This is a genomic window from Pectobacterium actinidiae (assembly GCF_000803315.1).
Lineage (GTDB): Bacteria > Pseudomonadota > Gammaproteobacteria > Enterobacterales > Enterobacteriaceae > Pectobacterium > Pectobacterium actinidiae.
In genome coordinates this window covers 91,961-108,961 of the sequence record NZ_JRMH01000001.1, presented here as the reverse complement: position 1 = coordinate 108,961, position 17,001 = coordinate 91,961, and the positions used below count along the sequence as shown (strand labels likewise).

17 protein-coding genes are annotated in these 17,001 nt (G+C 49.8%); 11 read left to right on the top strand and 6 right to left on the bottom strand.

Going from position 1 to position 17,001, the window contains the following annotated elements:
• Nucleotides 1-23: 23 nt before the first annotated feature.
• The 6 genes from KKH3_RS00510 to KKH3_RS00485 all read left to right on the top strand — a co-directional run bounded on the left by KKH3_RS00510 (nucleotide 24) and on the right by KKH3_RS00485 (nucleotide 5,019).
• Nucleotides 24-503: a PTS sugar transporter subunit IIA gene (locus KKH3_RS00510; protein ID WP_039354716.1), complete on the top strand. Its 480-nt coding sequence runs from the start codon at nucleotides 24-26 to the stop codon at nucleotides 501-503.
• Between the two features lie 13 nt (nucleotides 504-516).
• Nucleotides 517-831: a PTS fructose transporter subunit IIB gene (locus tag KKH3_RS00505; RefSeq protein WP_010297459.1), complete on the top strand. Its 315-nt coding sequence runs from the start codon at nucleotides 517-519 to the stop codon at nucleotides 829-831.
• Nucleotides 832-856: 25 nt separating this feature from the next.
• Nucleotides 857-1,948, top strand: coding sequence for a PTS fructose transporter subunit IIC (locus KKH3_RS00500; protein ID WP_010280227.1), 1,092 nt, complete (start codon nucleotides 857-859; stop codon nucleotides 1,946-1,948).
• 11 nt (nucleotides 1,949-1,959) lie between these two features.
• A complete protein-coding gene (locus KKH3_RS00495; protein ID WP_039354713.1) occupies nucleotides 1,960-2,811 on the top strand; it encodes a class II fructose-bisphosphate aldolase in 852 nt (283 codons plus the stop codon).
• An 89-nt stretch (nucleotides 2,812-2,900) separates the two neighbouring features.
• Entirely contained in the window at nucleotides 2,901-3,761 is an 861-nt protein-coding gene (locus tag KKH3_RS00490; protein ID WP_039354710.1) for a ketose-bisphosphate aldolase, read from the top strand.
• A 214-nt stretch (nucleotides 3,762-3,975) separates the two neighbouring features.
• On the top strand, nucleotides 3,976-5,019 hold the full coding sequence (locus KKH3_RS00485; protein WP_039354707.1) for a hypothetical protein: 1,044 nt from the start codon (nucleotides 3,976-3,978) through the stop codon (nucleotides 5,017-5,019).
• Between the two features lie 93 nt (nucleotides 5,020-5,112).
• Here the strand turns inward: KKH3_RS00485 and parE are convergent, their stop codons facing one another.
• The 5 genes from parE to nudF form a co-directional block, all read right to left on the bottom strand.
• Nucleotides 5,113-7,008, bottom strand: a complete 1,896-nt coding sequence (gene parE / locus KKH3_RS00480; protein WP_039354705.1) for a DNA topoisomerase IV subunit B — start codon at nucleotides 7,006-7,008, stop codon at nucleotides 5,113-5,115.
• An 84-nt stretch (nucleotides 7,009-7,092) separates the two neighbouring features.
• Complete coding sequence (yqiA, locus tag KKH3_RS00475; protein ID WP_039354701.1) at nucleotides 7,093-7,674, bottom strand: esterase YqiA; 582 nt, start codon at nucleotides 7,672-7,674, stop codon at nucleotides 7,093-7,095.
• Nucleotides 7,674-8,501 (bottom strand): 3',5'-cyclic-AMP phosphodiesterase, encoded by an 828-nt coding sequence (gene cpdA, locus KKH3_RS00470; protein ID WP_039354698.1) that lies wholly within the window; start codon nucleotides 8,499-8,501, stop codon nucleotides 7,674-7,676. The genes yqiA and cpdA overlap by 1 nt, the downstream gene beginning before the upstream one ends.
• Before the next feature lie 163 nt (nucleotides 8,502-8,664).
• A complete protein-coding gene (locus KKH3_RS00465) occupies nucleotides 8,665-9,096 on the bottom strand; it encodes a DUF1249 family protein (RefSeq protein ID WP_039354696.1) in 432 nt (143 codons plus the stop codon).
• A gap of 4 nt (nucleotides 9,097-9,100) precedes the next feature.
• A complete protein-coding gene (gene nudF, locus KKH3_RS00460) occupies nucleotides 9,101-9,733 on the bottom strand; it encodes an ADP-ribose diphosphatase (RefSeq protein ID WP_039354692.1) in 633 nt (210 codons plus the stop codon).
• A 335-nt stretch (nucleotides 9,734-10,068) separates the two neighbouring features.
• Here nudF and tolC point away from each other — a divergent pair, with 335 nt between their 5' ends.
• The 3 genes from tolC (at nucleotide 10,069) to KKH3_RS00445 (ending at nucleotide 13,574) form a co-directional block, all read left to right on the top strand.
• Entirely contained in the window at nucleotides 10,069-11,463 is a 1,395-nt protein-coding gene (tolC, locus tag KKH3_RS00455) for an outer membrane channel protein TolC (RefSeq protein WP_039354689.1), read from the top strand.
• Between the two features lie 265 nt (nucleotides 11,464-11,728).
• Entirely contained in the window at nucleotides 11,729-12,403 is a 675-nt protein-coding gene (locus tag KKH3_RS00450; protein ID WP_039354686.1) for a DUF1190 family protein, read from the top strand.
• A 10-nt stretch (nucleotides 12,404-12,413) separates the two neighbouring features.
• Nucleotides 12,414-13,574 (top strand): glutathionylspermidine synthase family protein, encoded by a 1,161-nt coding sequence (locus tag KKH3_RS00445; protein ID WP_039354683.1) that lies wholly within the window; start codon nucleotides 12,414-12,416, stop codon nucleotides 13,572-13,574.
• Between the two features lie 122 nt (nucleotides 13,575-13,696).
• Here the strand turns inward: KKH3_RS00445 and KKH3_RS00440 are convergent, their stop codons facing one another.
• Complete coding sequence (locus KKH3_RS00440; protein ID WP_052201266.1) at nucleotides 13,697-14,587, bottom strand: LysR family transcriptional regulator; 891 nt, start codon at nucleotides 14,585-14,587, stop codon at nucleotides 13,697-13,699.
• Nucleotides 14,588-14,700: 113 nt separating this feature from the next.
• Between KKH3_RS00440 and KKH3_RS00435 the strand changes: the two genes are divergently transcribed.
• A complete protein-coding gene (locus tag KKH3_RS00435) occupies nucleotides 14,701-15,675 on the top strand; it encodes an NmrA family NAD(P)-binding protein (RefSeq protein ID WP_039354680.1) in 975 nt (324 codons plus the stop codon).
• A gap of 186 nt (nucleotides 15,676-15,861) precedes the next feature.
• Nucleotides 15,862-17,001: an efflux RND transporter periplasmic adaptor subunit gene (locus KKH3_RS00430; protein ID WP_039354676.1), complete on the top strand. Its 1,140-nt coding sequence runs from the start codon at nucleotides 15,862-15,864 to the stop codon at nucleotides 16,999-17,001.

Below are 17,001 nucleotides of genomic sequence, written 5' to 3'. Positions count from 1 at the left end.
AATTTATAGATGAGGTGTGTTCAATGGATATCAATAAAATACTGAATGCCAATCGCGTAAAGTTAAACATGTCCGCAACCAATAAAGATGAAGTCATTAATGAATTAACCGAACTGCTGTATGCCGACGGCGCCATTACCAATAAGCAGGATTTTATTCACGATGTCTGGTTACGCGAGGCCGAAGGTTCGACCGGTTTTGAAAACCACATTGCGATCCCCCATGGGAAATCCTCCGCCGTAAAACAGACTACGCTCGCGATTGGCCGCACCCGTCAGGATATTCCCTGGGAAACCCTCGACGGCAGCCAGGTTCGCTGCATTATTCTCTTTGCCGTGCGTCTGGAAGATCAGAACACGACACACATTCGCCTGCTGTCTCAGGTTGCCAGCGCGCTGGCCGATGATGAGGTGATTACTCAACTGTTGGACGAATCCGATCCCCATAAAATTATTCGGCTGTTTAGTCAGTATGCAGAAACAGCACCTGTCACTCCGACATAAGACGAGGCTCAAAATGAATATTGTTTGTGTTGCCGCCTGCACGGCAGGTATCGCGCATACCTATATCGCACGCGAGAAACTCATTAAAGGCGCCAATGCGCTGAATTACGCCATTAAAGTCGAAACCCAAGGCACCATTGGTACAGAGAATGAATTAACGCCCGATGAAATTGCCGCGGCTGATGTCGTTATTCTGGCTATCGATATCAAAATAACAGGCGAAGAACGGTTTAAAGGTAAGCCTATTGTTCGGGTAAAAACGGAGGTCGTTATTAAATCTCCCATCAAGTTTCTGGAAAAAGTCGCTAGTTCTTTAGCGGGTGCCTGAATATATCCATTTCGGGGTAATCATTATGAACACCAGAAAAATAACTGTTGGACAGGAAATAAAACGGCATCTCCTTACCGGTATTTCCTGGATGATCCCGCTGATTGTCGCCGCCGGGATCTGCATTGCACTCGGTCAGGTCATCGGTGGCCCGGATGTGGGTAAGCAAACTGGCAGCATCGCGTGGATGCTTAATCAGATCGGCGGCTGGGGAATGGGGCTGATTGTTCCGCTCATCAGCGCCGCCATCGCCTATTCCATTGCTGACCGACCTGGCTTCGCTCCCGGTTTGATTGTGGGCTTTATCTGCGGCCAGATTCAAACCGGCTTTATCGGCGGTATTCTCGGCGGCTTTTTAGTCGGCTACACCGTGCTACTGCTGCGTCGCTACATCAAACTGCCCACCTCGATGCAGGGGCTGATGCCGGTCATGATCCTGCCGCTGCTCAGCACCATTATCGCCGGGCTGCTGATGATGACGTTTATCGGCCAGCCTATCGTCTGGCTGCAAAAAGCGCTGATTCATCTGCTGGAATCCATGCAGGGCGGTTCGAAATTCCTGATGGGCGCGATTTTGGGGGCGATGGCAACCTTCGATTTCGGCGGACCAGTGAACAAAACGATGTCGCTCTTCGCGGACGGCATGCTGGTCGATGGCATTTACGGGCCGGAAGCCGTCAAATTTGTCGGTTCAATGATTCCGCCCTTCGGCATCACGCTTTCCTTCCTACTGACGCGCTACAAGTACACTCGCGCAGAAAAAGAGGCGCTGAAAGCCGCCTTCCCGATGGGGATCTGCATGATTACCGAAGGTGTCATCCCCATCGCCGCACGCGATTTGTTCAGAGTCGTTGCCAGCTGTGTCGTCGCCTCCGCCATTGCAGGTGGGCTCATCATGGTCTGGGGTGTGGAAGCCCCCGTACCACACGGCGGTATGTTTGTGGTTCCGCTGTTTACCAAGCCGCTGATGTTCTGTCTGGCGCTCGGTATCGGCACCGTCATCTGCGGTGTGATGCTGTCGCTGATTAAGAAACGCGTCACGCAGGCAGATGAAGAGTTCGACGACGTTGACGACAGCAGCGTGCGTGACGAAGACATTAAATTCACTCTCGAATAACAGGAGCTGCCATGTATGCCGCCATGAAAAACCTCATTGATGACGCGTATCAACAGCAGTATGCCGTGCTCGCCATCAACTGTTTCAATCTGGAGACTGCCCGTGCGGCCATTGCCGCCGCCGAGCAACAGCGTGCGCCGCTGATTCTGAATGTGTATCAGGGTCACTCCACACACTTTCCACCGCATCTCGCGGTGCCGCTGGTAAAAGCGCTGGCCGAACAGGCAACCGTTCCAGTGGCGCTCAGTCTGGATCACGGTACGGCATTTAGCCTGATTGGGCAGGCGTTCCGTGCTGGTTTTACTGGGTTGATGATCGATGCCTCCAGTCACCCACTGACGGAAAACATCCAGCGCACGCAACAGGTAGTAACCATCGCTGCGACCGCAGGCGTCTGCGTAGAAGGCGAGCTTGGGCATATCGCCGATGCGCCCGTCTACGACATTGAGGATGCGGCGGTGAAAATGACACAGGTGGAAGACGTCATGCCCTTTATCCGCCAAACCGGCATCGACCTGCTTGCCGTGTCGGTCGGCACCGCCCACGGCCTTTATCCTGCTGGAGTAACGCCACAGATTGATTTTGAACGCCTGGAAGCATTGCATCGCGAATCGACCGTGCCACTGGCGCTCCACGGCGGTAGCGGTACCAAAGCCGACGACATTCGTCGCGTCAGCCGTCACGGCGTCGCCAAAATCAACGTCGGCGCGGCCGTCTTTGAAGCAGGAAAAACCGCGTTGCAGCAGGCGCTGCATCAACATCCAACAACAGAGCTGTCCGACCTGCTGGCGACGATGGAGTCCGCCTGCCGCGATGTGGTTGCCGATTATCTCAGTTGGTCAGGTTCAGCCAACAAAGCCTGACCGTTCGCCATTTACCGACTTTCACCATCAGTGGTCAGCCACTGGTACAGGAACGCTTTGCCCTTTATCCGACACAGGAGAGACATAACATGTTGATTTCAATGACCGATATACTTAAACCTACACGTGAACACCGCTTCGCTATCGGGGCATTTAATGTGGCCGACAGCTGCTTTATCCGCGCCGTGGTGGAAGAAGCCGAAGCAACGAATACCCCAGCGATTATCTCTATCCACCCGAGCGAGCTGGAGTTCGTGACCGATGAGTTCTTCGCCTATGTGCGAGAAAGGACACTGCGCAGTCCGGTGCCGTTTGTCATCCACCTCGATCATGGCGCGTCGATCGCACACGTTCTGCGCGCTATTCAGTGCGGGTTTACCTCTGTGATGATCGATGGATCGCTATTGCCTTATGAGGAAAACGTGGCGCTCACCACCGAAGTGGTAAAACTGGCGCATGCCGTAGGCGTTTCCGTCGAGGGGGAATTAGGCACGATTGGTGATACCGGCACCACGATAGAAGGCGGCGTCAGCAAAGTGATCTACACCGATCCTGAACAGGCGGAGGATTTCGTCAACCGGACGGGCGTTGATACGCTAGCCGTCGCCATTGGCACCGCGCACGGCATCTATCCGAAAGACCTGAAGCCAGAGCTGCAAATGCATATCCTGCGGGATATCTCGCAGCGGGTTTCTATCCCGCTCGTCCTGCACGGTGGTTCAGCAAACCCGGACGCTGAAATTGCCGAAGCGGTGACGCTGGGCGTAGGCAAAATCAATATCTCCAGCGATATGAAGTTCGCCTATTTCCAGAAAGCGCGGGAAATTCTCAGTCGTGAAACCTGGTGGGATCCGAATGCTATCTACCCAGAACCGATCAACGCGGCAAAAGAAGTCATTCGCTACAAAATGGCGCTCTTCGGTTCAACAGGAAAAGCCGCTTTATATTGATACCCAATGCGTCAGGTTGGTATGTTCACGAAACCAATCTGGCGCTTCACGATAAAAACAACATATTAATAATGCTAATTAATTTTATTAACCTAATTCTGAAAATCAAGCTCCCCTTCTTTTTAACCCTGTCTATACTTTAATTATTTTAATCAAAAGGCTTTCCAGTGTCATTCACTAACGACATGAAATAGTAGACAAAAAAGGGGATTTTATGAGCGCAACAGCTGAACTTTACGAATCAAAGAAGATTTCATGGGGCAGTATCATCGCTGGCGTTGTCACCGTATTAGCCGTTTCTTTACTGCTTTCCACATTGGGTACCAGTCTTGGCCTGGCCATTGTCGATCCCTTATCGGATGAACCCGTCAGCGGCGTTGGCACCACCGTTCTGGTGTGGTCATCGTTATCCATTATCATCAGTCTGGCTGCTGGCGCCTTCATTGCGGGGAGGCTAGCCGCGATTGATGGCATCATTCACGGTTTTCTGGTGTGGGCGACCACGTTACTCGTTGCCGCCGTTCTAGGCGGAATGCTGATTGGCGGAACGCTGAAAGCAACAGGGAATGCATTAGGCTCCGTGGCTTCCGCGACTGGCAGCGCCCTATCCGGCGCAGGCTCTGCCGTGGGGGGCGGACTTCAGGGGTTAGGCAATCTTGGCTCGCAGGCATTCGATAGCATTGAGCTAGACTCGTCATTACAGCCGGAAGAAATCACTCAGGAAGTCTCCGACGCTCTGCGAAAAAGCGATATAGACTCCCTGCACCCGGACTATGTGAAACGTCAGTTGGAGGCCGCGAAAAAAGACATTAGCGCCGCAGTCAAGGCCATCGCCGTTAACGGTGAAGACAGTGAAAAAGTGATTCAGGACTTACTTGCTAAACTGAAAAAACGTGGCGAAGCACTAACTCAGGATGTCGATCGTGACAGTTTGACCAAAACACTGGCAGATAACACCAGCCTGTCACAAGAAGAGGTGAATAAAACGGTCGATAATCTGATTGCCGCGAAAAACAAAACCGCTGAGTTAGTGAATACCCGTTTGCAGGATGTAGAAGCCAGTATCGAGCAGGCCAAACAACAGTATGAAGTGTTGAAACAGAAAGCACGTGAACAAGCCGCCGAAGCCGCTGCCGCGGGTGCGAAAGCCGCGCTGTGGTCCTTCTTTGCATTGTTAATTGGTGCCATCATCAGCTTGTTCTCTGGCCTGTGGGGCGTGAAAACCAGCGCACGCTATCGCCACACGGCACAGGTATAAGGATGAACACTGCGTGATATTGTTCGCCACAAGGCAATAAAAAACGGCCACGAAGATAACTTCGTGGCCGTTTTATCTGCATAAACCCAAGCGTTAGACCTCGATTTCCGCCTTGTCGCCCTTCTCTTGCAGCCAGTTGCGGCGATCTTCCGAGCGTTTCTTCGCCAACAGCATGTCCATCATCGCCATCGTCTGATCCATATCCTCTTCGTTGATGGTCAACTGCACCAGACGGCGAGTATTCGGATCCAGCGTGGTTTCGCGCAGCTGTAGTGGGTTCATTTCACCCAGACCTTTAAAACGCTGCACGTTAGGCTTGCCTTTCTTACGCTTGAGCTGCTCCAGCACGCCCGCTTTTTCCTCTTCATCCAGCGCGTAATAAACTTCTTTGCCTAGATCGATGCGGTATAGCGGCGGCATGGCGACATAAACGTGCCCGCCCTGCACCAGTGCACGGAAATGGCGGACAAACAGCGCGCACAGCAGCGTCGCAATATGCAAACCATCGGAGTCCGCATCCGCCAGAATACAGATCTTGCCGTAACGCAGTTGGCTAAGATCGGCACTGTCAGGATCGATACCGATCGCCACGGAAATATCATGCACTTCCTGCGAAGCCAGAACTTCATCGGAGGAGACTTCCCAGGTATTCAGGATCTTACCTTTCAGCGGCATGATCGCCTGGAATTCACGTTCGCGCGCCTGTTTCGCCGATCCGCCCGCCGAATCCCCTTCCACCAGGAACAGCTCCGTCCGGTTGAGATCCTGCGAAGTACAATCGGCCAGTTTGCCTGGCAACGCTGGCCCGCTGGTCAGCTTTTTACGCACCACTTTTTTGGCTGCGCGCATACGGCGCTGAGCGCTGGAAATCGCCAGCTCAGCCAGTTGCTCCGCAGCCTGCACGTTCTGGTTCAGCCACAGGCTGAACGCGTCTTTCACGACGCCAGACACAAACGCGGCACACTGACGAGAAGAGAGACGCTCTTTGGTCTGCCCCGCAAACTGCGGTTCCTGCATTTTTACCGACAGCACGTAAGCGCAGCGTTCCCAGATGTCATCTGCGCTCAGCTTCACGCCGCGCGGCAGAATATTGCGGAATTCGCAGAACTCACGCATCGCATCCAGCAGCCCCTGACGCAGACCGTTAACGTGCGTCCCGCCCATTGGCGTCGGGATAAGGTTAACGTAGCTTTCCGTCAACAGCTCACCGCCTTCCGGTAGCCAGAGCAACGCCCAGTCTACGGCTTCCGTATCGCCAGTAATCGACCCCAGAAACGGTTTTTCCGGCAGCGTGATCAGGCCGTTTACCGCCTCGCACAGGTAGTCATTCAGGCCATCCTGATAGCACCAGCGCTGCTCGGTATTGTTAACTTTATCTTTGAAGATGATTTCCACACCGGGGCATAAGACCGCTTTAGCCTTCAGCAGATGCGTCAAACGAGAGACAGAAAAGCGAGCACTATCGAAGAATTTCTCATCCGGCCAGAAATGCACGCGCGTCCCGGTATTACGACGTCCACAGGTGCCAGTTACCGTAAGTTCCTGCACTTTATCGCCGTTTTCGAAAGCAATGTCATACACCTGACCATCGCGCTTAACGGTAACTTCGACACGGGTAGACAGGGCGTTCACCACGGAAATCCCTACGCCGTGTAAGCCGCCCGAAAACTGGTAATTTTTACCGGAAAATTTGCCGCCTGCGTGCAGACGACACAAGATCAGCTCAACGGCGGGTACACCCTCTTCCGGGTGAATATCCACCGGCATACCACGGCCATCATCAATCACTTCCAGCGATTGATCGGCGTGCAGAATCACATCAATACGGCGCGCATGACCCGCCAGCGCTTCATCAACGCTGTTGTCTATGACCTCTTGCCCCAGATGGTTAGGACGCGTGGTATCGGTGTACATTCCCGGACGACGGCGCACCGGTTCCAGTCCGCTGAGTACTTCAATCGCATCAGCGTTATAACTTGATTGAGCCATAGTTTGCGTTAATTCTTTGAGTTCAGTGAATGGGGTTTAACGAACCGCTTTCGGCGCTTCGTTTTTCAATGCATATGCGGCGATTCAGTCTGTCGTGAGCCCTAAAAAATTCACAATCGGTGTGAAAAAGTGCTCAAATCCAACAAAGGCATGATTGCCCCCTGACTCCACAGTTTGACGGCAGGCCGTGTAATACGCGACTGCCTGACGATAGTCCAGAACCTCATCCCCCGTCTGCAACAGCAGCCAGAGCAAATCCGGCGATTCCAGTCGGTCAACCTGCATGACCTTCAGATCGTATACGTGCCGAGACTCTAGCACATATTGTTCACCGGTGTAGGGGTTCTGATATTCGCCCAGATGGTCCAGCAACAGTTCAAACGGCTTCACCGCAGGATTCACCACCACGGCGGGCAGCATAAAACACTGGGATAGCCAGGTGGCATAATAACCACCAAGGGAAGAGCCAACAATGCCCACCGGACGACCGGCTCGCTCCATAATCAGCGACTCCATCATCTCAGCCGCTTCCGCCGGATACGGTGGAAGCTGGGGAACCACCATGTCAATTTCAGGATGCTGCTCTGCCAGCCACGTTTTCAGAGCCATCGCTTTCGCCGACTGTGGCGTACTGTTGAAGCCGTGCAGATAAAGAAGCGTAGGCATTAGTAACCGTCCGAATCCATGTCAGGCAGGAATTCGCTACCCGACAGACGATAGACCTCGGTTTCCAGACGCCCATCCGGCAGCAGATCCAGATAGCGCCAGCCCGGCGCCACGTCATCAATCGTGAAGTTAGTACAGTGCGGTTTGAACTGCACGCAGGTCGACGGCGTGGCCAGCAAACGGCGACCATGCCAGTCAAAATCCATTTCCTGATGAATATGCCCACACAGCACGGTGTTCACCTGTGGATAACGATCCAGTACCGCCGATAGATTATGCGCATTACGCAGGCTATGCTGATCGAGCCAGGTACAACCGGAAGGATACGGATGATGGTGCAGCAACAGTAACGTAAAGCGATCGGGCTGGCTTTTCAGGCTGCGCTCTAACCATTCAAGCTGGTATTCACTCAGCTCACCGTGCGGGACACCGAACACCTGGCTGTCCAACAGGATGATTTGCCACTTGTCGCCCAGCAGCACATGCTTGGACGGCGCAATACCGGCCTCAGCCAACGCATCGACCATCGCCGGTTGGAAATCGTGATTACCCGGAAGCCATACGCAAGGTGCAGGGATCTGCGCAATCCCGCGTGAGAAATGGTGATAGGCTTGCAGCGTGTGATCCTGCGCCAAATCGCCCGTCGCGACAATCAAATCAAACGCATCCTGCCGAGCTTTGATGGCATTCAGCACAGCGTGATAGCTACGATAGGTGTTGATACCCAGCAAGGTTTCATGCTCGCCCGCAAAAAGATGGGTATCTGTTATTTGTAAAATCCTGACTCTGGCGCCACTCGCCACAGGCAGTGTCAACAGGCTTTCCAAATGGTGTCCTTGGTTACGTAAAACTGTCTCAACCCGTCATCTTTCAAATTGCAGAATATCCCCGTCATACTTCAAGCCGCATATGCGTTGGCTGCTCAAATTATTTAGGGTATACGTTGGTTTCCCTTGGTGGCTCGCCAGCCACTTTCCTGCGTGTTGAAATCTATTGGGTATCAAAAACCGGTATCGACATCGAACCATACGCCAAACAATATTTTAGCCAATCAGCAAGAAACTGATTAATTTGATGCTTTTCGTCACGTTGATGTAACTTCTTATTAGGATAATCATAACGTGCTTTGAAGCGAAAGATCTGCTGGCTGGCACACACTTCCGCAACCAACGCATCATGATACAGCCTAACGCTCATCATTGGCAGACTCCAATAGCTGACAGTGGGTGCCGTCTGCTTAATTTCGACCAATGAGGTATAGCGAGTCGACTCAAGAATTGTCAGTTGATAGACCGCATTATTGACGTAATAAACCGCGATTTCACCGACTTCATCAATTTTTGGCAGCAAACGCCGCAATTGCATGAAGTTGGTTTCACATAGCCTCATCATGGCCGGGAAATCCGGTGTATAACGTTTCATCAATTCAATCCACCCACTCACGTTTCAATTCTTCATGGTGCAACGCCAACCATTGCAAGGCAATGACAGACGCGGCGTTATCAACGATGCCTTCTTCAACCCATTGATAACTTTGTTTACGGCTCACCACATGTACGCGGATATCTTCATTCTCTTCCGCCAAGCCATGAATACCTTTCGCCGTACGCGTATCCACTTCACCCACTATCACAGCCAGACGCTCACTGGTGCCGCCGGGGCTAGCAAGATAGTTGATTATTGGTCGGCAACGGCCAACCCTTAAGCCAGCTTCTTCCTGTGCTTCGCGCCGCGCCACCTCTTCGTGGCTTTCTCCTGGTTCAATCATGCCAGCCACCAGCTCAAACAGCCAGGGGGACGCGCTGGTGTCATAGGCAGCAATGCGAATCTGTTCGATTAATACCACTTCATCACGCACCGGATCGTAAGGCAACAGCACGACCGCGTGGCCACGCTCCAAGATCTCACGGCTGACTTCACCGCTCATGCCGCCATTAAACAGGCGATGGCGGAAACGGTAACGCTCCAGCGAAAAAAAACCGTCGTACAGCGTTTCACGTGCAATAATTTCTACATCATCTTTAGTGAAAGTAACCGGACCGGATACGGAAGACGTCATGGCTGTACTCCTGTAACAAGTATTAATGGAATCCGGTATTGTATGGCGGAAACCGCTGTCATTATACTCATCATTGTTTTTAAACGTTTATTAGGCGTGACGTCGCCAAGTGAGGAGATTCACACCCGTCGCATTACTTTTCGGCGCCTTACTGAACAGCAAAACGCCACACTGAATCATCCAACAGGTCAATTTACCTGACCCCGTGGATATATTCCGCTGAAAGATGGCACGTTCAGCTACCTTATCCTATTGGCAGATTCTGATAGAATCGACAATTATTCGTCTACAGACAGCGCTACCATAGCGAGATTGCTGCACAACAAGGAATGCAAATGAAGAAATTGCTCCCTCTTCTTATTGGTCTGAGCCTGGGCGGTTTTAGCGCCATGAGTCAAGCGGAAAACCTGTTACAGGTTTACCAGCAGGCAAAAAATACTAACCCTGATTTACGCAGCTCTGCGGCAACCCGCGACGCCGCGTTTGAAAAAATCAACGAATCACGCAGCCCATTACTGCCGCAGCTCGGTCTAGGGGCTGACTATACCTATAACAGAGGCTACCGTGACAGCAAGGGCGTCAATAGCGACGTCAAGAGTGCTTCACTGCAATTGACCCAGACGCTGTTTGACATGTCTAAATGGCGTGCGCTGACATTGCAGGAAAAACAAGCCGGTATTGAAGACGTTACCTATCAGACCGCTCAGCAAAATTTGATGTTGAACACCGCGACCGCTTATTTCAATGTGCTGCGCGCGATTGACTCACTGTCCTACATCAATGCACAGAAACAGGCGATCTATCGTCAGTTGGATCAAACGACGCAGCGCTTCAACGTGGGACTGGTCGCGATTACCGACGTCCAGAACGCCCGTGCACAGTATGACAGCGTGTTGGCCAATGAAGTGTTGACGCGTAATACGCTGGATAATGCACTGGAATCACTGCGTCAGATTACCGGTAACTTCTACCCACAGTTAGCTGGTTTAAATATCGAACGTTTCTCTACCCAGAAACCAGAGGCCGTTAACAACCTGCTGAAAGAAGCCGAAAACCGCAACCTGAACCTGTTATCCGCACGTTTGAGTCAGGATTTGGCGCGCGAGCAGATTCGCTCCGCCGAAACAGGCTACATGCCGACGCTGGATCTCACCGCTTCAACGGGCGTGAGCGATACCCGCTATTCTGGTTCAAGAACACAGAACAGTAACTCGTTTAACGATTCAGACGCTGGGCAGCACAAAGTGGGGATCAACTTCACCCTGCCACTCTACAGCGGCGGTGCCACCAATTCTCAGGTTAAGCAAGCGCAGCACAGCTATGTTAGCTCGAGTGAACTGCTGGAAAGCGCACACCGTTCTGTTATCCAGACAGTACGTTCATCGTTTAACAATATTTCCGCCTCAATTAGCAGTATCAACGCTTATAAACAGGCTGAAGTGTCTGCACAAAGCTCGCTGGATGCGATGGAAGCCGGTTACCAGGTAGGGACACGTACCATCGTCGACGTACTGGATGCTACCACCACGCTGTATAACGCCAAACAGCAGCTTTCCAGCGCACGTTACGATTACTTGATCAATCAGTTAAACATCAAATCCGCACAGGGCACGCTGAGCGAAACCGACCTACAAGCGCTGAATGCGTCACTGGGTCAACCGGTTTCAACCACGCCCGCTGTAACCGACAACACCGCTCCGCTGGCAACCACGGCCTCGGCACAGCGTTAATCAACGGGCGGCGTTTACCGAGACCGATGGGGAACTGCGGTTCCCCTTTTTTATATCGATGTTTTTTGCAGAACCACGTCACTTCATCGGGTTGCAGGAGACATGTTCACCTTTCATTAAGCGAAACGTTGCACAACGTAATGTATAGCAACGTAAAGACACCTTCAGTTACGCCTATTGCCGCTTTAAATTCAAGCAGTGTTCCCCTATTCTTAGGCACACTTATTGGTTATTGGCCGTGATGCTTTGCTCTGGGATAAACACGATGAAACGTACAAAAAATATTAATCAGGAAACGTTCCGCAAGGAATGGCGGACGCACCGTCTGGCACCTGTTGCTTTGGCCGTCAGCGCCGTATTTTTCCTCGCTGGCTGCGAACAAACCGATGAAACCGTCTCCCTCTACCAGAATGCGGATGATTGTTCGTCAGCGAACCCGTCAATGGCTGCCCAGTGCACCACCGCGTACAATAATGCGTTAAAAGAAGCAGAAAAAACGGCACCGAAATACGCGACAAAAGAAGATTGCGTAGCAGAATTTGGCGAAGCGCAGTGTACTCAAACACCTGCACCAGCACAGGCTGGTATGGCAGCAGAATCGCAGCAGGGCGGTGGTATGTCCTGGATGCCATTGATGGCGGGTTACATGATGGGCCGAATGATGGGTGGCGGTGCCGGTTTCGCACAGCAGCCGCTGTTCAGTCCGAAAACGCCAGCCAGCCCGGCCAATGGCCAGTTCGTTGATGCCTCTGGTAAAAATTACGGTAGCGCAACGACAGGTCGCTCAATGACCGTGCCTAAAACCGCATTGGCGCCGAAGCCTGCAACCACCTCGACCATCACGCGTGGTGGCTTTGGTGAAACCGTCGCGAAGCAAAACAGCATGCAGCGCAGCAGTGCCAGTTCAAGTTCCAGCTCTTCCCGTAGCATGGGCGGCTGAGGCATATTGAATGAAGCGGATAGATATTACAGCGCGTCCTGACTGGCAGGAAAAAGCCGCCGAGTTTGGTTTTCGTTTTCACACCATGTATGGCGAGCCCTACTGGAGCGAAGAGGCTTACTACCAATTTACGCTAGCTCAGATCGAAGAGCTGGAAGAAACCACAGCAGAATTGCATCAGATGTGTTTGCAAGTGGTGGAAAAAGTCATCAATAGCGACACGCTGCTCGCCAAATTCCGTATTCCCAAACACACCTGGGAATTCGTCAGACATTCATGGCGTACCAATCAGCCTTCACTGTATTCACGCCTCGATCTGGCGTATGACGGCAAATCCCCGGCTAAGCTGCTGGAGAACAATGCAGATACGCCAACGTCACTGTACGAAGCGGCCTTTTTCCAGTGGCTCTGGCTGGAAGATCAAATCAACGCCGGAAATCTGCCGCAGAATTCTGACCAGTACAACAGCATTCAGGAAAAGCTGATCGAACGCTTTGAAGAGCTAAAACTGAATCACGGCTTCGGCTTACTGCATTTCGCCTGCTGTCAGGATACGGAAGAAGATCGCGGTACAGTGCAATACCTTCAGGATTGCGCACTGGAAGCGGGTCTGCCAAGCGAGTTTCTGTACATTGAGGAAATTGGCCTCGGTGAGAAAGGCCAGTTTACCGATCCTGAAAATCAGGTGATTAGTAATCTGTTCAAGCTGTATCCCTGGGAGTTCATGCTGCGCGAGATGTTTTCCACCAAGCTGGAAGATGCGGGCGTGCGCTGGCTGGAACCGGCCTGGAAAAGCATCATTTCCAATAAAGCGCTGCTGCCGATGCTGTGGGAAATGTTCCCGAATCACCCCAACCTGCTTCCTGCCTATTTCGCAGAAGATGAACATCCCGAGCTGGACAGCTATGTCATTAAGCCGCTGTTTTCACGCGAAGGGGCGAACATCAAGATCGTCGAAAACGGCAAAGAGATTGCGTCAGCTGACGGCCCTTACGGCGAAGAAGGGATGATTATCCAGCAGTACCATCAACTGCCGAAATTTGGCGACAGCTACACGCTGATTGGTAGCTGGCTCGTGAACGATCAACCTTGTGGTATCGGCGTACGTGAAGATCGCGCCCTGATCACTCAGGATCTCTCGCGCTTCTATCCGCATACCATTCTGGATTAAGTACGCAATCAGTAGGGGAAGTATTGGATTAAATTGCATTTGGAATTGAGATTGATGCAATTTTATTGACGATGTTTCCCCTATACGTGCTTGTCCCAGCCCTGTATTTCAGGTGCACCGTATCAAATCTTTTTCACAAAAATATCCTGAATGATTCTCGCCAGATAAGGAATTTGTTTATTGGCGTGCTCTTTTAGATAAGCCACACCATAAGACAAAGTCTCATCAAGTGCGAAAGGAATATGTATCAGACCGCTGCCGAATTGCTTACAGAAGGATGGCATAATTGCAATCCCCTCATGACTCTTAATCATAATCGCTGCGGAAAATTCAGAGTCAGAAAAGAGAAACTTCGCCGATGGTAAATCTTTTAATAACTGACTTTGTATATAGTTCAACTCTTTCGGCCCTTGTAAAGGGTCAAACAATATAATATTTTCATTTTTAATATCATCCAGCGTGATGATTTCATTTTTATTCAGTCGATGATTTTCACTAATCACACAATCCAGCCCTGCCGACAATATATTTTTATATATCACACCCTCTGTATTTTCAATATTATCCTTTACTGTCATTATCAGATCATATTTTTTATTTAACAATGCGTTTTTTCTTTCTTTATGATCGGCTTTGAAAACCATGACTCTCGCTGATGGATTATTCTCTTTGAAAACATTAATTATATTGGGTAGGTTGTATTTTTCTATATCATGCCCTTCATATCCAAGATGAATAACACTTGTGATATCTTTATCTAACGATGATGCTTTCTCTATCGCCATTTGCAATCTCGTTATTATATCTTTTGCTTCAGGATAAAATACTTTTCCTGCGGCAGTTAACACAACACCATGTTTACTGCGTATAAAGAGAGAGAATTTAAGGTCACTTTCTAATTTTTTTATCTGATGTGTGATTGCCGGTTGAGTCAAATTCAATATTTCAGCAGTATGAGAAAAACTTAGCGTTTCACTAAGAATAACAAAGCACCTAACCTGCTCAATATTCATTTTTTTAGCCTATAAATTTCTTTTATTAAGCATAAACAATTTCAATTAAACAAGCAAAACATTATTGGAGTATTATCCACTCCATTAGAAATAACGATGAAAAAGAGGCTCAAATGAAATATGTAGTTACAGGCTGTGACGGAAAACTGGGTGGTCGAATAGCCGAAAACATGATCCAAAATGAGGCACCGGAAAACCTCATTTTCACCTGCCCTTTTCCTGAATATTTACCCGAAGAAAAAAAAGGACTCTGGGCTAAACTTGGGATTGATGTCCGTGCCGCTAATTACGATAAGCCAGAACAAATGGTTAACGCATTTCAGGGGGCAGAGCGGATAGTCATCGTGTCTGGTGTATTGATTGGGGAAAAACGCGTCAAGCAACACAAAAATGTGATCAACTCGGCGATAAAAGCCGGAATAAAACATATTACTTATATCTCATTCCTGGGTGCCTCCGATCCTCGTTATGCACATGTATACGTCACACCAGACCATACCGCAACAGAAGCCTATCTTAATGAAGTGTGCCCGCCTGCCGGTATTGAGTTCAATATCATGCGCAATAATCTTTATATGGAGAATTATCTGACCACATCGGTAATGCTAGCCCTCATCTCAGGAAACAAGTGGTATACAACGGCCAGTGAAGGCAAAGCGACTTACATTGCAAAAGACGACTGTGCACTGGCCGCGACTGCTCTGCTTTTAGGTGCCGGAGAAAAAAATAAAGCCTATAACATCACCGGGGCAGAATCGATTTCTCAGCGTGAAATTTGTCACATTGTCAGCGAGGCATCAGGCATTCCAATCGATTATTGTCCGGTAGATAAACCGGCATTTTTCGAATATCTGGATTCTATTGGTATTCCTCGCGATACCGATCAAGATTTCTCAGCGTCTCCCGTACCATGGTGCGGTAACGATATGGTAACTAATGAGGCCAGTATAGCTGAAGGCTTAATGGATTTTGTTTCCAATGATTTTAAAGAATTAACATCACAGGAACCACGAACCGCAAAAGAAATGATTCATCATTATGATTATATTTGGAAAGAAAAAGTAAAACACTGGAAAGATATTAAATAAATGCTAGAGCTTTTCTCGTGATTTCGTCCGATTCCACGAGTTTTTGCCGGCTGCTGGGGAGCAATGCCGGCAATTTTTTAAATCCCACCATGTTTATATCGTTATCGGAAAGTCAAAGCCAACATCTACTTTAATATAATTTTTCAATATTAATCCCCTCTCATAACGTTATGTCAGGAAGTCATCATGCGTATAAATATATTATTTATTCTATTTTCATCTGCACTACTAACAGCCTGTGATAATCATGCAGATACAAAAAATGCCCCCCCTCAAACACCGCGTGTTGAGGTCCTCACCCTAAGTGCAGAACCTGTAACCCTTTCATCAATGTTACCCGGAAGAACGGTATCAGTAAGAACAGCTGAAGTTCGCCCTCAGGTTGATGGCATCATTCTTAAACGTTTTTTTCAGGAAGGGGCTGAAGTTAAGTCAGGAGAACAATTATATCAAATAGATCCAGCTACCTACCAGGCTGCTTTTAATAAGGCAAAAGCAACACTTATTAATGCCGAGGTATTAGCGAATCGTTATAAATCTTTATCCTCTGCCCATGCCATCAGTGCTCAGGATTATGATGATGCCGTTTCCAAAGCAGCTCAGGCAAGAGCAGATTTAGATACCGCCAGAATCAATCTGGAATACACCAAAGTCAAAGCCCCCATATCAGGAACCATCGATCGTTCTCTTTTTACCGAAGGCGCACTTGTCACTAACGGTCAATCAAGCTATTTAACCACGATCACTCAATTAAACCCAATCTACATAGATATCAGTGAGTCTTCACGTAATATATTGAAATTAAGGAAAATGTTTTCCGAAGGGAAACTAAAATCCGTCAACGATCACGAAGCCTCCGTTCAATTGATCATGGAAGATGGTTCCGTCTATAACCAAGAGGGACGACTTGAGTTTTCAGAAGTCCGTGTTGATGAAAGTACAGGTTCAGTCGCGCTACGCGCCACCTTTCCAAACCCAGACCGCTTACTCTTACCCGGAATGTTCGTACATGCCGTTCTAAAGCAGGGCGTACAAGATAAAGGGCTCCGCGTCCCACAAGAATCTATCGGCCATGACAGTAAAGGACGCCCTTACGTTTTTGTTGTCACGGACGAACAAACCATTGAGCAAAGAACGATTCAAACCGGTGAATCAAAAGACGGCTACTGGCTTGTCATCGATGGACTGAAAGAAGGGGAGAGAGTCGTCACTTCAGGGGTTCAGAAAATAGCCCCTGGCATCAAAGTCGCTGCAAGTGAAAGAAAACCTGCGCAAGAAAAGAGCCCATCCATTGCTCTGTCCATGACTGACCCTTCTGCACAGTAA

Bases quoted from the DNA above. Each gene is read 5' to 3' on its own strand.
- KKH3_RS00510 (WP_039354716.1), top strand. From the start codon at position 24: ATGGATATCAATAAAATACTGAATGCCAATCGCGTAAAGTTAAACATG.
- KKH3_RS00505 (WP_010297459.1), top strand. From the start codon at position 517: ATGAATATTGTTTGTGTTGCCGCCTGCACGGCAGGTATCGCGCATACC.
- KKH3_RS00500 (WP_010280227.1), top strand. From the start codon at position 857: ATGAACACCAGAAAAATAACTGTTGGACAGGAAATAAAACGGCATCTC.
- KKH3_RS00495 (WP_039354713.1), top strand. From the start codon at position 1,960: ATGTATGCCGCCATGAAAAACCTCATTGATGACGCGTATCAACAGCAG.
- KKH3_RS00490 (WP_039354710.1), top strand. From the start codon at position 2,901: ATGTTGATTTCAATGACCGATATACTTAAACCTACACGTGAACACCGC.
- KKH3_RS00485 (WP_039354707.1), top strand. From the start codon at position 3,976: ATGAGCGCAACAGCTGAACTTTACGAATCAAAGAAGATTTCATGGGGC.
- parE (WP_039354705.1), bottom strand. From the start codon at position 7,008: ATGGCTCAATCAAGTTATAACGCTGATGCGATTGAAGTACTCAGCGGA.
- yqiA (WP_039354701.1), bottom strand. From the start codon at position 7,674: ATGCCTACGCTTCTTTATCTGCACGGCTTCAACAGTACGCCACAGTCG.
- KKH3_RS00465 (WP_039354696.1), bottom strand. From the start codon at position 9,096: ATGAAACGTTATACACCGGATTTCCCGGCCATGATGAGGCTATGTGAA.
- nudF (WP_039354692.1), bottom strand. From the start codon at position 9,733: ATGACGTCTTCCGTATCCGGTCCGGTTACTTTCACTAAAGATGATGTA.
- tolC (WP_039354689.1), top strand. From the start codon at position 10,069: ATGAAGAAATTGCTCCCTCTTCTTATTGGTCTGAGCCTGGGCGGTTTT.
- KKH3_RS00450 (WP_039354686.1), top strand. From the start codon at position 11,729: ATGAAACGTACAAAAAATATTAATCAGGAAACGTTCCGCAAGGAATGG.
- KKH3_RS00445 (WP_039354683.1), top strand. From the start codon at position 12,414: ATGAAGCGGATAGATATTACAGCGCGTCCTGACTGGCAGGAAAAAGCC.
- KKH3_RS00440 (WP_052201266.1), bottom strand. From the start codon at position 14,587: ATGAATATTGAGCAGGTTAGGTGCTTTGTTATTCTTAGTGAAACGCTA.
- KKH3_RS00435 (WP_039354680.1), top strand. From the start codon at position 14,701: ATGAAATATGTAGTTACAGGCTGTGACGGAAAACTGGGTGGTCGAATA.
- KKH3_RS00430 (WP_039354676.1), top strand. From the start codon at position 15,862: ATGCGTATAAATATATTATTTATTCTATTTTCATCTGCACTACTAACA.